At 33.2% G+C, this 20,270-nt stretch carries 16 protein-coding genes; 6 read left to right on the top strand and 10 right to left on the bottom strand.

The genetic code is table 11. From position 1 onward, the window contains the following. Nucleotides 1–132 precede the first annotated feature (132 nt). From HRU50_RS12260 to HRU50_RS12245, 4 genes are all read right to left on the bottom strand, one after another. The gene (locus HRU50_RS12260; RefSeq protein WP_296351381.1) at nucleotides 133–2,196 is read right to left on the bottom strand and encodes a flotillin family protein; all 2,064 of its coding nucleotides are present in this window, start codon (nucleotides 2,194–2,196) and stop codon (nucleotides 133–135) included. Between the two features lie 27 nt (nucleotides 2,197–2,223). After that, nucleotides 2,224–2,949 carry an OB-fold-containig protein gene (locus HRU50_RS12255; protein WP_296351380.1) on the bottom strand — a complete coding sequence of 242 codons (726 nt, stop codon included), beginning with the start codon at nucleotides 2,947–2,949 and terminating at the stop codon, nucleotides 2,224–2,226. A 12-nt stretch (nucleotides 2,950–2,961) separates the two neighbouring features. Beyond that, complete coding sequence (locus HRU50_RS12250; protein ID WP_296351379.1) at nucleotides 2,962–3,663, bottom strand: PspA/IM30 family protein; 702 nt, start codon at nucleotides 3,661–3,663, stop codon at nucleotides 2,962–2,964. 469 nt (nucleotides 3,664–4,132) lie between these two features. Continuing rightward, entirely contained in the window at nucleotides 4,133–5,953 is a 1,821-nt protein-coding gene (locus HRU50_RS12245; RefSeq protein WP_296351378.1) for a TonB-dependent siderophore receptor, read from the bottom strand. A gap of 70 nt (nucleotides 5,954–6,023) precedes the next feature. Between HRU50_RS12245 and HRU50_RS12240 the strand changes: the two genes are divergently transcribed. Then, the gene (locus tag HRU50_RS12240) at nucleotides 6,024–7,535 is read left to right on the top strand and encodes a PLP-dependent aminotransferase family protein (RefSeq protein ID WP_296351377.1); all 1,512 of its coding nucleotides are present in this window, start codon (nucleotides 6,024–6,026) and stop codon (nucleotides 7,533–7,535) included. Here the strand turns inward: HRU50_RS12240 and HRU50_RS12235 are convergent. From HRU50_RS12235 to HRU50_RS12225, 3 genes are read right to left on the bottom strand one after another with little or no spacing between them, the layout of a single operon-like run. Beyond that, the gene (locus HRU50_RS12235; RefSeq protein WP_296351376.1) at nucleotides 7,532–8,065 is read right to left on the bottom strand and encodes a hypothetical protein; all 534 of its coding nucleotides are present in this window, start codon (nucleotides 8,063–8,065) and stop codon (nucleotides 7,532–7,534) included. The genes HRU50_RS12240 and HRU50_RS12235 overlap by 4 nt on opposite strands. Nucleotides 8,066–8,083: 18 nt before the next feature. After that, entirely contained in the window at nucleotides 8,084–8,497 is a 414-nt protein-coding gene (locus HRU50_RS12230) for a DUF2007 domain-containing protein (protein ID WP_296351375.1), read from the bottom strand. Nucleotides 8,498–8,505: 8 nt separating this feature from the next. Further along, the gene (locus tag HRU50_RS12225) at nucleotides 8,506–9,006 is read right to left on the bottom strand and encodes a hypothetical protein (protein ID WP_296351374.1); all 501 of its coding nucleotides are present in this window, start codon (nucleotides 9,004–9,006) and stop codon (nucleotides 8,506–8,508) included. 105 nt (nucleotides 9,007–9,111) lie between these two features. Here HRU50_RS12225 and HRU50_RS12220 point away from each other — a divergent pair, with 105 nt between their 5' ends. After that, the gene (locus tag HRU50_RS12220; protein WP_296351373.1) at nucleotides 9,112–9,621 is read left to right on the top strand and encodes a DUF2975 domain-containing protein; all 510 of its coding nucleotides are present in this window, start codon (nucleotides 9,112–9,114) and stop codon (nucleotides 9,619–9,621) included. A gap of 2 nt (nucleotides 9,622–9,623) precedes the next feature. Further along, nucleotides 9,624–9,830 carry a helix-turn-helix transcriptional regulator gene (locus HRU50_RS12215; protein ID WP_296351372.1) on the top strand — a complete coding sequence of 69 codons (207 nt, stop codon included), beginning with the start codon at nucleotides 9,624–9,626 and terminating at the stop codon, nucleotides 9,828–9,830. A 1-nt stretch (nucleotide 9,831) separates the two neighbouring features. Here the strand turns inward: HRU50_RS12215 and HRU50_RS12210 are convergent, their stop codons facing one another. The 3 genes from HRU50_RS12210 to dnaE form a co-directional block, all read right to left on the bottom strand. After that, nucleotides 9,832–10,563 (bottom strand): SOS response-associated peptidase, encoded by a 732-nt coding sequence (locus HRU50_RS12210; protein ID WP_296351371.1) that lies wholly within the window; start codon nucleotides 10,561–10,563, stop codon nucleotides 9,832–9,834. A 25-nt stretch (nucleotides 10,564–10,588) separates the two neighbouring features. Beyond that, entirely contained in the window at nucleotides 10,589–11,806 is a 1,218-nt protein-coding gene (dinB, locus tag HRU50_RS12205; RefSeq protein WP_296351370.1) for a DNA polymerase IV, read from the bottom strand. Between the two features lie 126 nt (nucleotides 11,807–11,932). Continuing rightward, the gene (dnaE, locus tag HRU50_RS12200) at nucleotides 11,933–15,016 is read right to left on the bottom strand and encodes a DNA polymerase III subunit alpha (RefSeq protein WP_296351369.1); all 3,084 of its coding nucleotides are present in this window, start codon (nucleotides 15,014–15,016) and stop codon (nucleotides 11,933–11,935) included. A 170-nt stretch (nucleotides 15,017–15,186) separates the two neighbouring features. On the opposite strand from dnaE, the gene HRU50_RS12195 reads away from it, so the two are divergent. From HRU50_RS12195 to HRU50_RS12185, 3 genes are read left to right on the top strand one after another with little or no spacing between them, the layout of a single operon-like run. Then, nucleotides 15,187–15,954 carry a LexA family transcriptional regulator gene (locus HRU50_RS12195; RefSeq protein ID WP_296351368.1) on the top strand — a complete coding sequence of 256 codons (768 nt, stop codon included), beginning with the start codon at nucleotides 15,187–15,189 and terminating at the stop codon, nucleotides 15,952–15,954. A 1-nt stretch (nucleotide 15,955) separates the two neighbouring features. Beyond that, nucleotides 15,956–16,930 (top strand): Gfo/Idh/MocA family oxidoreductase, encoded by a 975-nt coding sequence (locus HRU50_RS12190; RefSeq protein WP_296351367.1) that lies wholly within the window; start codon nucleotides 15,956–15,958, stop codon nucleotides 16,928–16,930. A 49-nt stretch (nucleotides 16,931–16,979) separates the two neighbouring features. Further along, nucleotides 16,980–20,249 carry a VCBS repeat-containing protein gene (locus HRU50_RS12185; RefSeq protein WP_296351366.1) on the top strand — a complete coding sequence of 1,090 codons (3,270 nt, stop codon included), beginning with the start codon at nucleotides 16,980–16,982 and terminating at the stop codon, nucleotides 20,247–20,249. The last annotated feature ends 21 nt before the right edge of the window (nucleotides 20,250–20,270 follow it).

The following is a 20,270-nucleotide window of genomic DNA, read 5'->3' as shown; positions in this document are numbered from 1 at the left end:
CGAGAAATCTAATTTTTTTAGACATTTCGACTGCTTCGCAGTGTGCTTTCAATCAAAATGCATTTTGATTTCAACCAATGCTAAATGTGACAGTTTATCAACTCATTGACTTATAAAACAGCCTTACAACTTTTATAAATCATTCATCTTTTTATTAAGTAATCCCATGCCTTGTGCAAGGTTCATTAAGTTACTTAACATGGTTTGCTCACCATCATCTTCAGATTTGTTTTGAAGATTACTTAACAGGTTTGCTATGGTTAAGTTTTTAATGTCTTCAGAACCTATGCCGTATTTGTCAGCAAAAGATTTTACTTTATCTAAGAGGTTGCCTTTAACATCATCGCTGCTTAAAATAGCGTCTTTGACTTCGGTTACAGTTTCTGAATGTTCTACTAAACGGTCGTAACCTTTAGCTCTTGTAATCTGACCAATAATCTGCTCAAAGAACATGGTTTCGCCACCAACAATATCAATATTAGCAGCTCTTAATGCGTCACCAATAACTTGAGCTTGTGCATCGGCAATATCTTTCTGAATTTTGATTTTAGCAAGGTCCACTTGAAGCTCTTTATCTAGTTTAAGTTTGAACTCTTCGTGCTCTTTACCAACACCATCTAATTTCTTCATAGCTTCAGCTTTTTCTTCAATTCCAGATGCATCAGCGATAGCTTTTTCTTTAATTACTTCAGCTTCTGCAAGACCATCTAATCGTTTAGCCTCAGCTTTTGCGGTAATTCCACTAGCTTCAGCTTCAGCTTTTTTCTGAATGATTAATGCTTCAACCACACCTTGTCTTTCGCTAGCTTCAGCTTTTGCATGCATTACTTGAGCTTCTGACATACCAATTGTAGCTTCTTCTTTAGCTTTAGCTTCAGCAAGTGTTTTACGAGCATCTGCTTCTTTTTCACTAGCTTCTTTTTGAGCCTGCGCTTCAATATTTATCTTTTCTGCTGCTTGTTTCGCAGCTTCTTTTTGAGCCTCTGCAGCTTTAATAGTCTTAATTAAATCTTCTTGGGCAGCAGCTTCAGCATTTGTTATAGCCACTTGTTTTGCTCTATCTGCGGTTTTAAATGCTTCAATATCTTTCATATTTTCTTGCTCTTCAACCACACCTTTTTCAAGTGTCACGCGATCTCTAATCACATCTTGAATGTTCTTTTTCTCGACTTCTACAACTTTCTCTTTTTCAATTTGAGCTAGTGTTACAATACGTTCTTTTTCAGTTCTTTCTAATAAACGGTCTTTTTCTACACGTTCTGTCTCAATAGCATCTGTACGTTGTTTGTTTTTCTCTGCTACAATAATTTGACGTTGCATGTTTTCTTCAGCAACTTTTACTTTTTCTTCTGTAGCGATTCGTGCTGTTTCAGATTTTAAACGTTCTTCTTCAGCTACTTTTAAAGTTGACGCTTCTTCGCGTGCTTTAATATTTGCAATTTCACGTTTTTGTTGCTCTTCTTTTTCAGCCAATTGCTTATCTAATTCTAGGATAGCTTCTTGAGCTTCTACATCTTGTTTGCGGATGACTTTTTCTTCATCGCGCTTAATAAGGTTGGCTTTAATATTTTGTTCTGCAGTAAGATCTGTAATCTTCTTAATACCTTCTGCATCTAATATGTTATCTGGTTTTAAGTGAGACACTGCAGTTTGTTCTAAGTAATCGATAGCACAATCTTCTAAGGTGTAACCATTAAGATCTGTACCAATAATATCTACAATCTCATCTCTAAACTCACGACGTGCTTCATATAGTTGTGTGAATTCAAATTTCTTCCCGACTGTTTTTAAAGCTTCAGAAAATTTTGCTTCAAAAAGATCTTCTAAAGTTTCTTTTCTTGACGCACGATCTACACCAATAGTTTGTGCCACTTTTTTGATAAATTCTACTTCATTGTTAACGCGTACAAAGAATGCCACTTTGATATCTGCACGCATATTGTCTTTACAAATTAATCCTTCACCTGCTAACCTTTCAATTTGTATTTTCTTTACTGAGATATCCATGATTTCAACACGATGAAATAATGGTACCACATACAAACCTTTATCTGTAGCTACTTTTGTGCCACTAAAACCTGTTCGTACTAATGCTTGCCCTTGAGGGACTTTTTTGTAAAACATCGCAATTATAGCGAAGATTACAATGATTAAGAATAGAACAATTGCTAATACTGTTACTAAGATTCCTTCCATAGTTTATTAATTATTTAAAATGTTATGTTAATTAAGTTTTGCTTTAGCTACTAAAAAGTAGTTTTTGTCTTCTGACTGTTTAATAATGAGAACGTCTTCTCTAAATTGAATTTCTGTTCCATCTAAAGATTTTGCATAGATATTCATGACATTGCCATCTACAACGACTTCTGCATTTCCCATTTTATCTTCTGAAATGGTTGATAACAATTTGGCTTGTCTACCAATAAAATCGACAGCTTTATCACCATCTTTGTTAAGGTTTTTAAAGAACGATTTAAGAGGTGTTGTCACTATTTTTGTAAGAAACAATGATGGAATTATTGATAGAAGTACAATAGTATGACCGAAGTTTGTGTCGTAATTTTCGGTTAGTGTAGTTGTAATGACAGATATGAGCCACCAATTGAAAATCCAAAAGGTAAACGTGAACATAAACGGTAAACCAACAAAGTTGAAATAGATTAAAACGACTTGCCACCATTTTAATTTACGTGTGCGTTTATTGACTACGTGTTGTCTTTCAACTTCAGTGCTAGCAACATCATGTAAATCTATATTAGCACTTTCTAGACCACTTTCAAGATCAATGTCCACATCTGCATCAACGTCAACATCTATGTCGACATCTATATCCAAATCAAAATCAATACCGCTTATCATGGTAACAAGCCAATACACAATTAAGATGATCAACAAGATGCTGAGCGTCATGTTTACTGGTGAAAATACTATGTCAAAATACTGTTCCAATATGTTAATGTTTTATAATTCTAATTGATCTTTTAATTTTTTCAATGCTAAGCTAGCTTTAGTTTCCGCTTCATTTAAAGTGAAATCGATATCATTTCCTAAACTGATGCGTTCATCGTCTTGTGCTTCAATAGTTGCATCTGATAACATCTCATACTGTAAGATGCTTTCTTTTAAAGCTTCTAATTTATCCACAGTACCCATATTTTCTAATTCAGTCATTCGTTGATTTATATTTTTTTCAGCCTGATTCACTTTTATCTCAGCTTTGAGGCTTTTTAGTTCGTTTTCCCAATCTGAGATATTAGTTTTTATGAGTTCAACAGTTTCTTGTAATGATTTTACTTTTTGATTTAATGTTTCACGTTCATCTTTTGTGGCCTCAGTTTTAGCAAGAATTTCTTCCTTTTTAATAAGTGCTTCTTTAGCCAATTTCTCAACGTTTTCTTTATTTATTTCATTCTCTTGTCCATTTTTGATAATGTCAATCGCTTTTTGCTCAAAATTTTCAATATCATTTAAATCATTTTTATATTCATGATTCCTCTCAATTGAAAGTGCCTGAATTTTCCCTAAATGTGCGATATTCTCAGAAAGATCTGCTTTCATTTCTTCAAGCTTGTCTTCTATAATAAAGACTGAATCTTCGAGATTGTCTGTCATTGAGTTAGCTCTAGACTGGAAAAAATTGAATAGTCTTTTAAAGATGTTCATAACGTTAAATCTAATACTTTTAAATTGATTTCTTTTGCTTTAAACGCTTCAATTTTCCACAAAATAATTTGTCTTATTTGAGACATAAAATTGATGAAACTTTAGCGCTTAAAAAGTTATTCTAATCTTTAAAACAATCATTAGCCTTCATCCAGAAAACACATTAAAAATTATTTTCTGGTAAAATGTCACAACCATCTATGTAGTTGCATTCAGTTTGTACAACTGAATATTCCTTAATTTTAATTGTATCAAGATTTAAAGCCTTGAGAAGATTTTGATGGTTAATCAATATCACTATTCCGGATGTAGTGATTTGCTTACATAAATATAAGTAGATGAAATTTTAATTTTGTTACAAAAATTCCCTAAAAATAATTACAGCAGATAATTCTAAAAGAAAAACCCACAACAAATGATTTTAAATATTCATTTATTGTGGGTTCACAATATATAATTGAAAACTACTTTATTTAAAGTTATATCGTAAGCCAAAAAGTACATTACTTGGTGGCATTGGTGTAAAACCGGATTCGATATAATCTGCATCAAAAATGTTACTAGCAGTTATTGTAAGTTCCATTTGAGATAATGTGTATACCAAAGAAGCATCCCAAACATTATAAGTCTGTCCTGTAGTTCGTTCGGCATATTTGTAAACGATATTTTGGCGCATATTCTTAAGTAATTGCGTGCTTAAACGCGTTGTATACTGGTGCCTTAAAGTTCTTAACGAGTATCGTGATAATTCTTCGTTTTGATCTAGAATGTTATCATCTAAATAGGCATAACCAAAGTTTAAGGTTTGGTTTTTGCCATTTATTTTAAAATTATATGACGCATCAAACTCTAAACCTTTAGTATTAACTTCTGCAATGTTAGTTGCTGAAAATACAGATTCATTAGTGTTAGGTCGCACATAATCTATAAGATTTTGCGCATCTCTATTGAAAAATGCTAAAGACGCTCTAAATTTTGGGGTGATGTATTTGATACCTAATTCTTGTGCGAATGCTTCTTCTGGTTCTAGATCTGGATTACCTGCAGTTACTGGGTCACTGTAGAACAAGTCGGTGTATGTAGGTATTCTGTACGTATAACCAATATTACCGTAAGCTTTTAAATCTGGTGTAATATCAAAACCAATATCTAAACCAGGAAATGCATGAAATTTAAAATCAGAGAAATATGTAAGTGCTACTCCAGGCGTAATATCTAATCTGTTATCAGCCAATGAAAACTTATGCTCAAGGAAAACATTAGTCATAAAACGATTACGATTACCAAGATTATTACTTCTTATGTAAATTTTAGATACATCTACACCAAAACCTGTAATACCTAATTTAGACGTATAAGAGGCGTTAGCCTCAGCACCAATTTTATCTGTAACATGAAAATTTCTGAAAAAACTTGGTTCGTTACGTCTTAATAAAAACATATCTTGATTACGTTTCCAATAGACTCTAGGTTGTATTTTTAATTTTTCCTTTCTAAAAGTTGTTGTAAATGCAATTAAACTATTTTGAGTTTCCTCATATTCGTTAAATGTAGTATTAGTGGTATAGAAGTTCTCGGCACCAAATCTACGTTCCATAAATGTAGCTGTCATCTCTATGGCTTGTGCATTTTTATTAAAGGTGCTTTTTAAGTAATAATTAGAATTGTCGTAGTCTGAATTATTTCTATAACCTTCAGAAGTTACACGACCAACATGAATAATGTGAGATGAATTTTCCTTTTCAACACCAGCAGTAACATTGCCATTCAGTTGACCAAATGAACCAGCTTCTAAATTTGCAGATACAGTATTTTTCAGGCTTTTCTTAGTCACAATGTTTATAGCACCTGTAAAAGCATTTTGTCCAAAAACACGAGCTGCAGGGCCTTTTATAATTTCGATACGTTCAATAACTTCAATAGGTAAAGCCGCATTCATGGTGTGGTGACCAGTTTGCGCATCATCCATTTTGATGCCATCAATTAATAATAAGGTTTGGTCAAAACCGCCACCTCTAATGTATAAATCGGCTTGACTTCCACCAGTACCACGACGTCTAATATCTACACCAGCAACTTGTTGTAATAAGTCAGCAACATTAACAGCAGCACTGTTTTTTATGTCTTCTGAAGTTACAATATTTATGGTTCTTGAGTTTTCTCTAAAAGGTAAATCTATACGTGTACCTGTTACCACTACAGAGTCTAATTCTTGTTGTGGAATCTCTTGCGCATTAAGTTGAAAAAACGCAATTATCATTGCTGTAAATAAGCTAAACTTTTTTAACATGTCTTCATTTATTTTGAGGCTGCAAAAGTCGTAACTTTCCGGACGATTATAATAGTCCAGTCTTAAAACATTGAGTAGTCCGGTTTTTGATATTTTAAAGCAACTTATCACTTATGATAAATCATTGGTGCAACCTGTCTATATTCAAGTAGCTCAGCAATTTATAAATGCTATACAACGTGGTTACATCGAAAAAGGGACAAAATTACCTGGTACTAGAGCTTTAGCAAGTCTTTTAAAGGTACATAGAAATACGGCTGTAGCTATTTATGATGAACTTGCTTCGCAAGGTTGGGTAGATATTATTGCTAATAAAGGTACTTTTGTTTTGGTGCCAGAACAGACTAGTGCCGCGATTAAAGCAACGGCACAAAAAGTAAATCAAGCTTATAACTATCCTGAAGCAGCAGGTTTTCCGTTTCAAACGTCTTTTCATTTGGCCTCAACCCAAGAGGACACTTCCGCAAAGTATAAAATTAGTGATGGTCAACCTGATTTTAGATTGCATCCGGTGTATCAATTTTCGAGATGGTACACAGCTACGATGAAACGAAAGTCATTACAGCATAAATTCCAAAGAACAGATACTTCTGAGACATCTACCTTTAAAATACAATTGTCTAATTTTTTGAATGCGACTAGAGGATTCCGTATTTCTTCACAAAATATTTTGAGCACAAGAAGTACTGAAATGAGTCTTTTTATTGTATCTCAATTATTAATAAAAAAAGGTGATATTGTTTTGGTTGGTGAGCTGAGTCATTATTCTTCAAATACCATATTTCAAGAAGCTGGTGCAACTATTAAAACAATTCCTATTGATGACGAGGGTTTAGATGTAGATTATATTAGAACACATTTTTTAAAGAACAAAATAAGATGTGTATATGTTTCTGCGCATAGGCATTATCCAACAACGAGTACTCTAAGTGCTGAACGACGATTAAAACTCTTGCAGTTGGCTAGAGAATTTGGGTTTGCGATTATAGAGGATGATTTTGATTATGATTTTCAGTTTGAAGGTTCTGCAATGTTGCCAATGTCAACTGCAGATTCTGATGGTATGGTCATCTACTTGGGTAAAATGGGACAATCTTTATTTCCTAGTTTTCAAACAGGATTTGTAATTGCTCCTAGAAATTTGATTTCTGAAGCTAATAATTACCTTAAGTTGTTAGATCAGCAAGGTGATGTTATACAAGAGCAAATATTATCTGAATTAATTTCTGAAGGTGAAATATATAGATTACTAAAAAAGAATATTATTACTTATAAAGAACGTCTAGATTGGCTATGTGACTGTTTAGATGAGTCATTCAATGGAATTATAAATTATCAAAGACCGTCTGGTGGATTAGCGATTTGGTTAGAGTTTATTGAACCTATTTCCTTAGTGAAGTTCGCAGAAGAAGCTAAAAAATTAGATGTGTTTTTACCAAAGACAATTTTATATCAAGATAAAAACACTTGTGCCATTCGGTTTGGGTTTGGGCAATTGAACAAAGAAGAAATTAGTGAGGTTGTAAAAAAGCTAAAAAGTACTTACTTACGACAAGCTGATAAGCTTTTAAAGTATACTTAATCTAAATATTTGATTTTTCCAGTAGAACGATAAACTTCTTTATTTATCCATTTATGATAACCTCTTTCTCTTGCGTCAAGTAAATCAATATCTAATTTCTCTGAGAAGAAAAAAGCCTTTTCAATTACTTCATCATAGTGTTCATATCCGAATAAGCTAATACTTTGGTTGTCTTTAAACCATAGTTTTACCTCATATTCGTTTTTAGTATTAAATACTGAAATATAATTTAGGTTTTCTAATTGCTTCCATCGGGTTCCAAATCTAAAATTACCAATACCTGATTCATATTTAATTTTCTTTAATGTAAAATTTAGATGCGTAGATTTAGTAATTAAACCGGGAAGCACCATATATTTTATTACTACAACACCAAGCAGGACTAAATAAGCTGTTGTTTTTGAAGTGTCTTCGTTAGTAGTTATAAAATAATAGCAGATTGATGTATATATGGTTAGAATAAAAGCGATCAGAATTTTGAAACCTATTGAGGAGTCTGGTTCTTTAATAGTGAATTCTGTTTCTATCATTTAATTGAGTTGAGATATTTATTGGGTTTTAATTTTGGTATTACAATCATCACATCTATATTCATATCGTGCATTAAATGGTAGTGTCCCAGAAATAAAACCAATAATAAAACTCATCATTGATTTAAAGTTGTTTAAAGTGGAATAAAGGCTAATATTTTCACTGCCACAGTTGTGACATATTAATGTGTTACCTTGATCATCAAGAGTGAAGTTTGAAATTGATTTTAGAATTTCTTTGGCTTTTACTTCATCTTCCGACAGGACATTTAGTTTTACACCACCTATAGCATTACTCACCAATGGGTCAGTATCAATAGTAATGTTATCTCTTAGAAATACCTCTATACCTTCAGCTTCTAACCGACCTTTGATGATTTGTGCTTCCGAAGAATATGTGTAGCGTGCTATGGTAACAAATGTGTTTGGCATATTTAATATTAAACCACCTTAGATTTCTCTAACCATTTAGATTCTCCTTTTTCGGTAGCGTCTAATATGTCAATTAATAAGGCTTCTGAAATATGAGAAGCGACATCAAAGGCATCAACCTTACTTTTTGTTTGATACACTGTAATTTTCTTGTTGTTATCGTAGAATAAATTCAAGTGAATGATAGGAAAGGCGTTTGTAGTTTCTGCAGACAATGCACGTACAGTGATATTCTCATTAGTAGCAAAAACTGAGATGTAATCTATAGTTGGTAGTGGACGCCATTTACCAATTTTGACACCTAAAATTGAGTTTGTTTCTCTGAAGGTTTTAGATTCTAAATCTATTTCTGAACCTTCTGTTTTTAGCATCATACAACCAAATAGAAGTGGTACTATACTAAAGATTACTAAATTAAATAGCCCTAATAAACCTACACCAATTGCCGCAAAACCAAGTGCATATTTATAAATAGGTATTTTTCTATTATAGGTAATTATTGCATCCATATGATACAAATATAACTAATGTTGGAATAGTATGTTTTTGTAAAAAATTATTGTTTTTCAATAATTTTATTTATTTTTGTTATCGTAAAACAATAATTTTTGAAAATGAAGAAGTTAATTATTCTTAAAAGTTTAGTGGATTTTATTTGGATAGTAACCTGCATACCGCTTGTAGCAATTCTATTATTTTTTGCAGTATACATGTTTATTAACCCCGAATCATTAGATTTTATTTTTAATGAGAATTTTCCTGATTCTGATAAACCCATCTACATTAAGCAGCTATTCACTTCTGCATATATTTGTTTGGCCATAGCTTCGATTTATTGTTTGTTCGTCTTCAGAAAGACGTTGCGTTATTTTCAAAAAGCAAAACCTTTTCATAGTGATGTTATACAAAATTTTTATAAAATAGGGTATTTATTGGTTGGAGTAGGGTTATTAGGCTCTATATTGACCTTTATATCGAGAATAGTTTTATTAGGTCAGTTTAAAATAAGTACGGGTTTAACCCCACATCTTATTTTAATGTGTTTGGGTTTATTTTTCATGATATTAAGTGAAACTTTTAAAGTGGCAAAACACGCTAAGGAAGAAAACGAATTAACCATATAGCTATGCCAATTATTGTAAACTTAGATAAAATGCTTGTTCTAAGAGGCATGAAGAGCAAAGAGCTTGCTGAAATTATTGGTATTACCACAGCAAATCTTTCCATTCTAAAATCTGGAAAGGCCAAGGCTGTTCGTTTTTCGACTTTAGAGGCTATTTGCAAAGCATTAGATTGTCAACCGAGTGATATCTTGGAGTATGTTGAGGATTAGGTTAAAATAAAGTGTCCTTCTGTATCGGTTGAACAATGTAAGGTTGATTTGTGTCTACATTGCGTTTATAAACATCATGACTTACAGGATATGCGTCAAATGATTTTGAGGTCATACCAATTGCAATGATTTCATTGACTTCTTGAGAACTTGTACCTGGATCTAACCAATCTTCAAAATAATGAGGATCTAATACCAAAGGCATTCGCTTCCCTTTGTTATGAATTTCCATAAAGAAGTCGTTAGCTTGGGTTGTTAAAATAGTCGCGTTTAATGTATTGTGATCTGTCTCATTATAAAGCCCTGCAAAGGCAAAAATATCTCCTTCTAAGTGACTTGTGGATGGTTGGTAACAGAAGTATGGATGTGCTTTTCTATTGATATGATGAGGTTCAAAGAAGCCATCAGATAAAATTAAACAACGTTTGTCTTCTGCACTATCTTTGAACGAAGCTTTTTCAAATATAGATTCTGATCGGGCATTGAGTGTATTACTTTTTTTTTGAAAGTTTTCAGGATCATGCATGGCCCAATCTGGGATGATTCCCCAAGAGGCATCATAGATTGTGCTTGGATCTTTCATGGGTATAATTTGTAGGTTACCATGTGTAAATCCGTTGAGATGATAATAAGGTTTGTAGGTTGATTTTGGGTGAAACTTAACCTTTATTTGATCTCTTAATTCTTTTTCTATGTTTTCGCGTTGTTTCCGTAAGGCATTAGAATAGCACATAGTTCTAATATACTAATTTTTACTTTTATTGGTGTCTATTTGCTAATAGTGGTGGTGGTTCCCCATTAAAAGGATTCCAACGACTTATGGTTTTTGCTTCCATACCGGCAGCACTTATAACAGCTCTGTCTCCAAAGCGTTCGCGCATTTTATCTATAGCTTTTGCTAAGTTGAGTTGGGTTTCGTTATCTTCAAACAAATTGATTTGATGGCCGCCTTCAACCAGATGACTAAACTTAACACCAATAAGTCGTACCAATAGTCTACGGTTATACAATTTATGGAATAGATCTAACACCACAGGAATGATATTATGATCCATCGCACTATAAGGAATACGTTTTTGTTGTGTGTAAGTTTGAAAATCAGAATATCTAATCTTAAAAGTGACACATGCCGTTAACTTATTACCACGTCGCAATTGGTAAGCTAGGTTTTCTGCCATAGCAATAACCAAGCCTTTTAGTTTGTGCATATTGGTAGTGTCTTGTCCAAAAGTACGCTCTGTGGAAATAGATTTGCGCTCGTGATATTGTATTACAGGACTGTGGTCTATACCATTGGCCTTACGCCAAATCGAAAGTCCATTTTTACCCAAAACTTTGTGCATTAATTCCATAGGCATATCCTGTACGGTTTTTATACGCTTAACACCTAAATCGCAGAGCGATTTATAAGTGACATTACCAACCATAGGGATTTTTTTTACAGATAGTGGTGCTAAAAATGGTTTTTCTGTTCCCATAGGAATACGTATTTCGTTATTTGGTTTTGCTTCGCCAGTGGCAATTTTTGAAACCGTTTTGTTAAGTGATAGTCCAAATGAAATAGGTAGGCCAGTTTCTTTAATAATGCGCTGCCTTAATTCTGAAGCAAGTTTATGGCATCCAAAAAACTTATCCATTCCGGTAAGGTCAATGTAAAACTCATCAATAGACGTTTTCTCGTAAAGCGGAACACTCTCTTTTATAACCTCGGTAACGTTTTGAGAAAACTTAGTATAAATACCAGAATTACCTCTAAGTACAATAGCTTCTGGACATAATTGTTTTGCCATGCGCATGGGCATAGCAGAATGCACGCCAAATTTGCGAGCCTCATAACTACATGATGCCACAACACCTCTATCACTTGTGCCTCCAATAAGCACAGGCTTACCATCAAGGCGACTATCTAATAGACGTTCGCAAGACACAAAAAAAGTGTCTAAATCCATATGTACTATGCTGCGGTTGTTGTTCATTCTTATATTTTACAATTAACGTCAGTTCGAGTGTTTTCCTGTCAGGCTAAGCTTGTCGAAGTCAAAGGAAAAATTATCGAGATCTTTGCTATGGATAAAAACTTCTCGATACAATTTGCTCATGTTTCACAAATCACTCGAAGTGACATTGGTAGTATTATTTTTTGATATTCTATTTTTAAACCCCATCGGGTCGTGTGTCTTTTTCAAATCTTTAAAACTTTTTTTTCTTTGAAATGTCGGATTAGTTGATGTCACAGCATAACGAGGATCTTCAATAACAGCTAGACGTTCAAACTTTGAGACTTCAATAGAAACACAGTCAAATTCTATCATAACTTTACCTGTAATTTCATAGATGCCTTTTCCTCTAAAGGGATATTTACTCGCAATAGGTGGAAAGTGTACGGTATCTATAAAGTCTCCATTTCTGTCTAAAAATGTTCCGAAGTACATTCGTTTACCGTTAGAGGTACTTGTATTTTTAGTGGTGACTAAATAGCCTTCAATCTTTATGTACTTGCCTTCAAGTTGTCCTAAATGTTTAGCACGTAGTTTACTTTTAGAACCTGTTTCTAAAAGTTGAAATGGGCTACATAACGGAAAACCTAGTAGTTCAATTTCATCAAAGGCATTCTCTAAAGCTGTGCTCGGTAATTTAGGAGTATTGTAGTTGATACGTTTTGTTTTAAATAAGGTAACCATATGTTCTTCAACGACCGTTTTACTAATTTTTAAATGCGCTTCCCATAAGAGCTCACGCTTATTGGTTTTTGTAAATCGAAATGCATTAATCTTTATTAAAATGGTGATTTGTTCAATAGAGATAGGAACACGCTCTATAAAATCATCGAGCGATTGAAATCTACCGTTTAACTCACGTTCTCTAAGTATGTTTTGTGTGGTTTTAGATTCAAAAGCATGTAAAAACATAAAACCTAGATATATGGTTTTGTCAATAATAATAGCATGATTATAAGAATGATTTACACATGGCGATTCTATATTGCCACCATGCATTTTAGCTTCGTGTATATAAAGTTCTGTACTATAAAAACCACCAAAATTATTAATGGTAGCCGTCATATATTCCAAAGGGTAATACGCTTTTAAGAATAAACTTTGATAGCTTTCTACAGCGTAAGATGCAGAGTGTCCTTTAGCAAATGCATAGCCAGCAAAACTTTCAATCTGCCTCCATATTTCAGTAGTGAGCTCTAAAGATTTCCCATCATTTTTACAGTTGTCAAAGAACTGTTGTTTTACTTTTAAGAACTCTGCTCTAGATCTAAATTTACCAGACATTCCACGTCTTAGCATATCTGCTTCACCAAGTGTAAGGCCACCAAAATAATGAGCTACCTTGATGACATCTTCTTGGTAGACCATAACACCATAAGTTTCGGGCATGATATCTAAGAGTACTTTGGGCGCATCATTTCTGTGTTCTGGTTTACGACAACGTAGAATATACTGGCGCATCATACCAGATTTAGAAACACCAGGTCTAATGACTGAGCTGGCTGCTACAAGACCAAGATAGTCGTCTACGCTCAGTTTTTTTAAAAGCATGCGCATGGCAGGTGATTCTACATAAAAACAGCCAATAGCCTTTGCATTTTTGAGTAAGTGCTTTATGCGTTCATCTGTTTTAAAACGCTTAATATCATGTATGTCTAAAGGTGATTGATGCGTGTAGTTTTTATCAATAATATCAACAGCATCTTTTATCTTACCCAAACCACGTTGACTTAAAATATCAAATTTATATAAACCAATATCCTCAGCAACTACCATGTCAAACTGTGTGGTAGGAAATCCTTTTGGTGGCATAAAGGTTGAGCCATAATAATGAATGGGTTTTTCTGAAATTAAAATGCCGCCTGCATGTATACCTAAGTAATTAGGAAAGCCTTCAATATATTGACTGTATTTAAGAACGAGAAGTGATAATCTATCGAGTTGTTTTACATTAAACTTACCACGAGTCAGTATATCCATTTCAGATTTTGGTAATCCAAATACTTTTCCAAGTTCTCTTACTGAAGCTCTAAATTTAAATGTATTATAGACTGTTATGAGCGCTGTGTTTTTAAAGGAATTAAAGATGAAATGTGTGATGTCATCTCTGTCTTTCCAGGAAAAATCAATATCAAAATCAGGCGGATTTTGTCTAAAGAGATTTATAAAGCGTTCAAAGTATAGATCTAATTCAATAGGATCTACATCTGTAATTCTGAGTAAATAGGCAATAATACTGTTAGCACCGCTTCCACGACCAACATAGTAATAGTCTTTACTTCTTGCGTATTCTAAGATTTTCCAATTAATTAAGAAGTATGATACAAACCCTTTTTGTTTTATAATATCGAGTTCTTTCTTAATGCGTTTGTAGATTTTAGAATCTACATTGTTACCATAACGGTACGGAATACCTTTATAGGTTAGTTGCTCTAAAAGTTGGTAATCTGTATCTGCGTTTTCTGTAAGGAAACGTTGATTTTTAGGTATGGGATTTTCAAGGTCAAAAGATATAGAGCAATCGTTTAGAAGATGTTCTGTATTGTTAATGAGACTTGGAAACTCTGAGTATAATTGACACAACTCATCATAAGGTAGCATCTTGTCATTTTCGTTACCTTCTTCAGATTTAGGTAGCTTACTCAGTAATGTATTATTGTCTATAGCACGTAGTAACCGGTGTGTGTTAAATCCTTTTTTATCTTGAAAAGACACCGTTTTTAAGACTACTAATTTGTGGCGATGTGTATTCCATTTTGAAAATTTTAATTGGTTGAGGTCCTTTGGTGTAATACCCAAAAATTCATTTGATTTAAGCTCAAAATCTTTCCCTTTTTGATAAGGGTAGATTATAAAGCAATCTTCTAAATCAGCATCTGGCCGTTGGGGAATTTTTAAATCTTCATTATGTAGAAATTTAGAGAGATAGTCATTTATATTTTGAAAGCCTTTATTGTTCTTTGCAATTAGAATAAATTCTTGCTGAGCGCTATTTCTAAAGTCTACACCAAGTACCGGTTTTACCTTATATTTTTTTGATAAACGAACAATGTCTAGGCAAGCTGAGGTTGTATTAATGTCTGTCAATGCAAGTGTTTTTACACCATTTTCTGAAGCAATAGCAAGTAATTGCTCTGGTTTTATAGTGCCATAGCGTAAGCTGTAATATGTGTGACAGTTTAAATACATATGGCTAACAAAATTAGCTACTATTTGTAGTTATTATTGCTTATATTTGTAGCAAAAGTTGTTAAAATTATTTTTGATGAAAGCCCATAATGGGCATTTAGTAGTAATAGTCAATACTTATCAAGATAATTAATTGTGTAACCTATAAGTTATAATGAAACTTTAAGTAGATGAAAGCCATACAAGCCAACATAAAACACCTCAGAGCTTTAAGGAAGTTGTCTCAAGAGCGTTTTGCAGACGATTTAGGATGGTCGCGCTCTATGGTCGGATCTTATGAAGAAGGACGAAGTGAACCACCTATTGAGCGTTTAATAGAACTCTCTAATTATTTAAATATTCCAATAGATATATTGGTTCGTAATGATTTGCGAAAAGCCAAAGACACTTCTTTTATAGAAGTAGGTAACAAACGTGTGTTGTTTCCTGTTACTGTGAATGAAGATAATGAGGATCTTATTGAAATTATTCCTGCAAAAGCTTCAGCAGGTTATTTATCTGGTTATGATGATCCGGAATATATAGAACAACTTCAAAAGATAAAATTACCTTTTTTACCTACCGGAACACATCGCGCATTTCCTATAAAAGGTGATTCTATGTTACCAGTTAAAGACGGTTCTTTTGTGGTTGCAAAGTTTGTGGAAGATATTAATGATATTAAGAACGGACGAACGTATATTGTATTAACCAAAGATGATGGCTTGGTGTACAAGCGTGTTTATCTTACAGAAGATGACAGTGATGCATTAATTTTAAAGTCAGATAATAAGTCTTATAAACCGTATTTGGTATTAAAAGAAAGTATTCTAGAACTTTGGGAGTTTACATGCTGTATTAATACACAAGAATACGATGAAAAGGAGCTGAAGATGAGCAGTATTATGAATATGTTTCAAGAGTTAAAAGTTGAACTAGAAGCAGTTAAACATTTATAGCATGCAGCAAACCATAAAATGGGGCATTATTGGTTGTGGCAGTGTCACTGAAATAAAAAGTGGCCCTGCATATAAAATGACTGATGGTCTTGAATTATTTGCTGTAATGCGTAGGAATTTAGAACTCGCAGAAGATTATGCCTCAAGACATCAAGTACCTAACTTTTATAATGATGCAGATGCCCTAATTAATCACCCAAATATTGATGCTGTTTATATTGCTACACCACCAGATACACATAAGTACTATGCTTTAAAAGTTGCTAAAGCTGGGAAAATATGTTGTATCGAAAAGCCAATGGCATCTAATTATCAAGATTGTGTAGCGATTAACAACGCCTTTGAAGAAAAAGGTTTGCCGCTATTTGTAGCGTATTACCGCAGGTCATTGCCGAGATTTAATAAAGTCAAATCTTTGTTAGAAACAGAAACGATTGGTGATGTAAGACACATCAGTTGGTATTTAAGTAGAACGGCTAGTGACTTAGATAAGTCTGACACCTATAATTGGCGTACAGATGAAGATATAGCCACGGCAGGCTATTTTGATGATTTGGCTAGTCATGGTTTAGACCTATTTACGTATTTATTAGGCGATATTTCTGAAGCTAATGGAATATCAGACAATCAGCAAAACCTATATACTTCAAAAGATATTATTTCTGGGTCTTGGAAACACCAATCTGGTGTTTTAGGTAGTGGCATGTGGAGTTTTGGTACTTACCAAAGAGAAGATAAAGTTAGAATTATTGGAAGCGATGGTGAAATTACCTTTTCGGTCTTTTTAGAAGAACCAATTACAGTCATAAATTCAGATGGGGAAGAAACGTTTTACATAGATAATCCCAAGCATATACAACAATATCATATTGAGAATATGATGAAACACTTAAGTGTAGATTTTAAGCATCCTTCAACAGGTTCAACAGCAACGCATACCGCTTGGGTTATGGATAAGATTTTGAGTAAAATCTAAGGGTAAATTCTTCAAAAAGTACTTAAATTAGTCTTCTATACTTAGAAAAATGAAACTCGATAAGTACCTCTTATTCTTTTTTGTCATCTACTTTAGCTGTAACACTAATACAGAGCCATTTCAAGACGGTTCTGGTCTAATGTTTACGTCTATTCCAGAAAGTCATTCAAATATAGATTTTGAAAATAGTGTTGAAGAAACAGTTGATTTCAATTTTCTAAACTATAGTTACATTTATAATGGAGGTGGAGTTGCTGTTGGTGATATTAATAACGATGGTTTAGAAGATATCTATTTCACATCTAATCAAAATTCAAATAAGTTATACCTAAATAAGGGCAATTTTGTTTTTGAAGATATTACAGAGGATGCTGGTGTAGCTGACGAAAATGGCTGGTCAACAGGTGTTACCATGATAGATATTAATAATGATGGTTGGTTGGACATCTATGTTTGTAAATCGGGTTCAATAAAGCAACGTAAAGCAAGGCAAAACAAGTTATATATCAATCAAAAAGACAATACCTTTAAAGAAGAAGCACTTAAATACGGTTTAAAGGATTATAGTTTTTCAACTCAGGCTTATTTCTTTGATTATGATAAAGATGGAGATTTAGATATGTATATGGTTAATCATAGTCTAGACACCAATCAAGATTTATACCTGCAACCGCAAGATTTACCAAGTATTACTAAAGATGATATTGATCGTTTGTATAGAAATGATGATGGAATTTATAAAGATGTTACTAAAGCTTCGGGAATTTCATTTAATAAGGCTTGGGGATTAAGTGCCTCCATAGGTGATTTTAATAACGACAATTGGCCAGATATTTATGTGGCTAATGACTTTATAGAACCAGATGTTTTGTATATCAATAATCAAGATGGAACGTTTGCCAACTCGGTTTTAAGTGTCTTCAAACACATTTCTAATAACAGTATGGGTTCTGATTTTGCAGATATTAATAATGATTTAAAGCCCGACCTTATTGTGCTAGATATGCTAGCTGCCGATAGAAAAAGAGGTAAAGAAAATATGGCCTCTATGAATACGGCAAAATTTAATCGTATGGTAAATAGAGGTTATCATCATCAGTATATGTCTAATATGTTACAACTTAATAATGGCTATAATACATTTAGTGAGATAGGGCAACTTGCTGGCATTGCCAAAACAGATTGGAGTTGGGCACCATTAATTGCAGATTTCAATAATGATGGATATAACGATATTTTTATAACTAATGGTATCGAAAAAGACATCGCTAACCAAGATTTTAGAAAGCAGATGCTAGCAAAGGATTTAAGTCAAGACAAAGAACAAAATTTAAAAGAAGCCTTAGATTTAATTCCATCGGTGAAACTTGCTAATTACATGTTTACAAACAATAAGGACTATACATTTAAAGACAGTTCTTCGGAATTAGGGTTTGGTACTAAAATTAACTCAAACGGTGCTGCTTATGCTGATTTTGATAATGATGGTGACTTAGATTTGGTTCTGAATAATCAGTCAGATAAAGCATCGATATATCGAAATAATTCTGATTCTAATTATATAAAGATATCACTTGAAGGTTCAGAGAAAAATAGAAATGGTATTGGTGCTAGAGTAGAAGTTTATACTACAGATTTACAGCAAGTAAAAGACCTGTATTCTGCAAGAGGATATCAGTCTTCGGTAACAACTACACTCAATTTCGGACTTGGTGAATTAAATGCTATTGATAGTTTGAAAATTCACTGGAATGATGGCAAAACACAATTACTCGAAAATATAAAGGCAAATCAAAACTTGACTTTAAGATATTCTGAAGCATTTGATAATAATTTTAGTAATTCTGAAGCCAATCAAATTTTCGATAAAGTTTCGGCTTCAAGTTTAGGAATAGATTACAGGCATAAAGCAGTAGTTTTTAACGATTATAATTTACAGTTGTTATTGCCACAAAAGCAATCTACAATTGATAATACTTTAGCAGTTGCGGATGTTAATAATGATGGATTAGATGATTTGTTTATTGGTAATACAATGGGTAATCCATCAGAATTATATATTCAGAACTCTAATGGTACTTTCAGTAAGAGTAATGAAAGACTATTTGAAAACGATAAGGCATTTAATGACAATAATGCGCACTTTTTTGATGTAGATAATGACGGTGATTTAGATGTATATGTCGCTTCAGGTAATTACAGTCAAGAGGAAAATAGTGTAATGCTTCAGGATAGGTTGTATATCAATGATGGTAAAGGGAATTATTCAAAACGCCAACTTCCAAAAATGCTTACAATTACTAAAGCAATTGCAACAGGCGATTATGATAATGATGGTGATTTAGACCTATTTGTCGGTGGACGCTTGGTTTCGGGTAAATATCCAATGACACCAAATTCATTTGTGTTAGAGAATAATGACGGTTTTTTTACAGATGTAACATCTCAAAAAGCTGAAGGGCTAAAAGATTTAGGACTAGTAAACGATGCGGTATTTTCGGATTATGATTCTGACGGATTTTTAGATTTAATTGTAGTAGGCGAGTGGATGCCTGTAACATTGCTATATAATCAGAAAGGGCAATTCACTAAGGTTAACAATGCGTTATCTGATATATCGGGTTGGTGTCAATCTATAGAGGCCATTGATTACGACAATGATGGTGATGACGATTATTTTGTAGGTAATTTTGGGAATAATAATAAATTCAAACCATCAGAAAAGAAGCCACTTCATATATATGCCAATTACTTTGATGATAATGAAAGTTTCGATATTGCGCTGAGCAAAGAATCTAATGGTAATTTGTTTCCAGTAAGAGGAAAAGAATGCTCTTCGCAACAAACCCCTTTTCTAAAGGATAAAATAACAACTTATAAGGCGTTTGCAGACTCAAATATTATTGATGTTTACGGTGAAGATAATATTGAAACCGCTCTGCATCTAGAAGCTTCATCATTCAGTTCATTCTATATTGAAAATAAAGGTGAAGCCGTTTTTTCATTTGAAGCATTACCTGTAGAAGCGCAATTTGGACCTATTTTAGATTTTGAGTTTGTAGACTTAAATAACGATTCAGTTAAAGAGATTGTGGGCGTTGGTAATATATATGATGCTGAGGTTGAAACGGTACGTTACGATGCTTCTAAAGGTTTTATTTTGACTAAAAATAGAGACAATAACCTATCTATGTATCAAGATTTGGTTAATCTAACTAATCATGATGCCAAAGCCATTGAAAAGATGCGTATAGGTGGTCATTTGCATTTAGTGATTTTAAATGCGAACAAAGAACTCACTATTTTAAAAATGAAATAAAAAAACGCGAAGTGAGAGCTT

Source organism: Winogradskyella sp., from assembly GCF_013213835.1.
Lineage (GTDB): Bacteria > Bacteroidota > Bacteroidia > Flavobacteriales > Flavobacteriaceae > Winogradskyella.
This window is presented reverse-complemented; position numbering and strand designations above follow the sequence as displayed.

What these genes read in the sequence shown, in the direction of transcription:
- HRU50_RS12260 (WP_296351381.1), bottom strand. Translation starts at nt 2,196, where the DNA reads ATGGAAGGAATCTTAGTAACAGTATTAGCAATTGTTCTATTCTTAATC.
- HRU50_RS12250 (WP_296351379.1), bottom strand. Translation starts at nt 3,663, where the DNA reads ATGAACATCTTTAAAAGACTATTCAATTTTTTCCAGTCTAGAGCTAAC.
- HRU50_RS12245 (WP_296351378.1), bottom strand. Translation starts at nt 5,953, where the DNA reads ATGTTAAAAAAGTTTAGCTTATTTACAGCAATGATAATTGCGTTTTTT.
- HRU50_RS12235 (WP_296351376.1), bottom strand. Translation starts at nt 8,065, where the DNA reads ATGATAGAAACAGAATTCACTATTAAAGAACCAGACTCCTCAATAGGT.
- HRU50_RS12230 (WP_296351375.1), bottom strand. Translation starts at nt 8,497, where the DNA reads ATGCCAAACACATTTGTTACCATAGCACGCTACACATATTCTTCGGAA.
- HRU50_RS12225 (WP_296351374.1), bottom strand. Translation starts at nt 9,006, where the DNA reads ATGGATGCAATAATTACCTATAATAGAAAAATACCTATTTATAAATAT.
- HRU50_RS12220 (WP_296351373.1), top strand. Translation starts at nt 9,112, where the DNA reads ATGAAGAAGTTAATTATTCTTAAAAGTTTAGTGGATTTTATTTGGATA.
- HRU50_RS12215 (WP_296351372.1), top strand. Translation starts at nt 9,624, where the DNA reads ATGCCAATTATTGTAAACTTAGATAAAATGCTTGTTCTAAGAGGCATG.
- HRU50_RS12210 (WP_296351371.1), bottom strand. Translation starts at nt 10,563, where the DNA reads ATGTGCTATTCTAATGCCTTACGGAAACAACGCGAAAACATAGAAAAA.
- dinB (WP_296351370.1), bottom strand. Translation starts at nt 11,806, where the DNA reads ATGAACAACAACCGCAGCATAGTACATATGGATTTAGACACTTTTTTT.
- dnaE (WP_296351369.1), bottom strand. Translation starts at nt 15,016, where the DNA reads ATGTATTTAAACTGTCACACATATTACAGCTTACGCTATGGCACTATA.
- HRU50_RS12195 (WP_296351368.1), top strand. Translation starts at nt 15,187, where the DNA reads ATGAAAGCCATACAAGCCAACATAAAACACCTCAGAGCTTTAAGGAAG.
- HRU50_RS12190 (WP_296351367.1), top strand. Translation starts at nt 15,956, where the DNA reads ATGCAGCAAACCATAAAATGGGGCATTATTGGTTGTGGCAGTGTCACT.
- HRU50_RS12185 (WP_296351366.1), top strand. Translation starts at nt 16,980, where the DNA reads ATGAAACTCGATAAGTACCTCTTATTCTTTTTTGTCATCTACTTTAGC.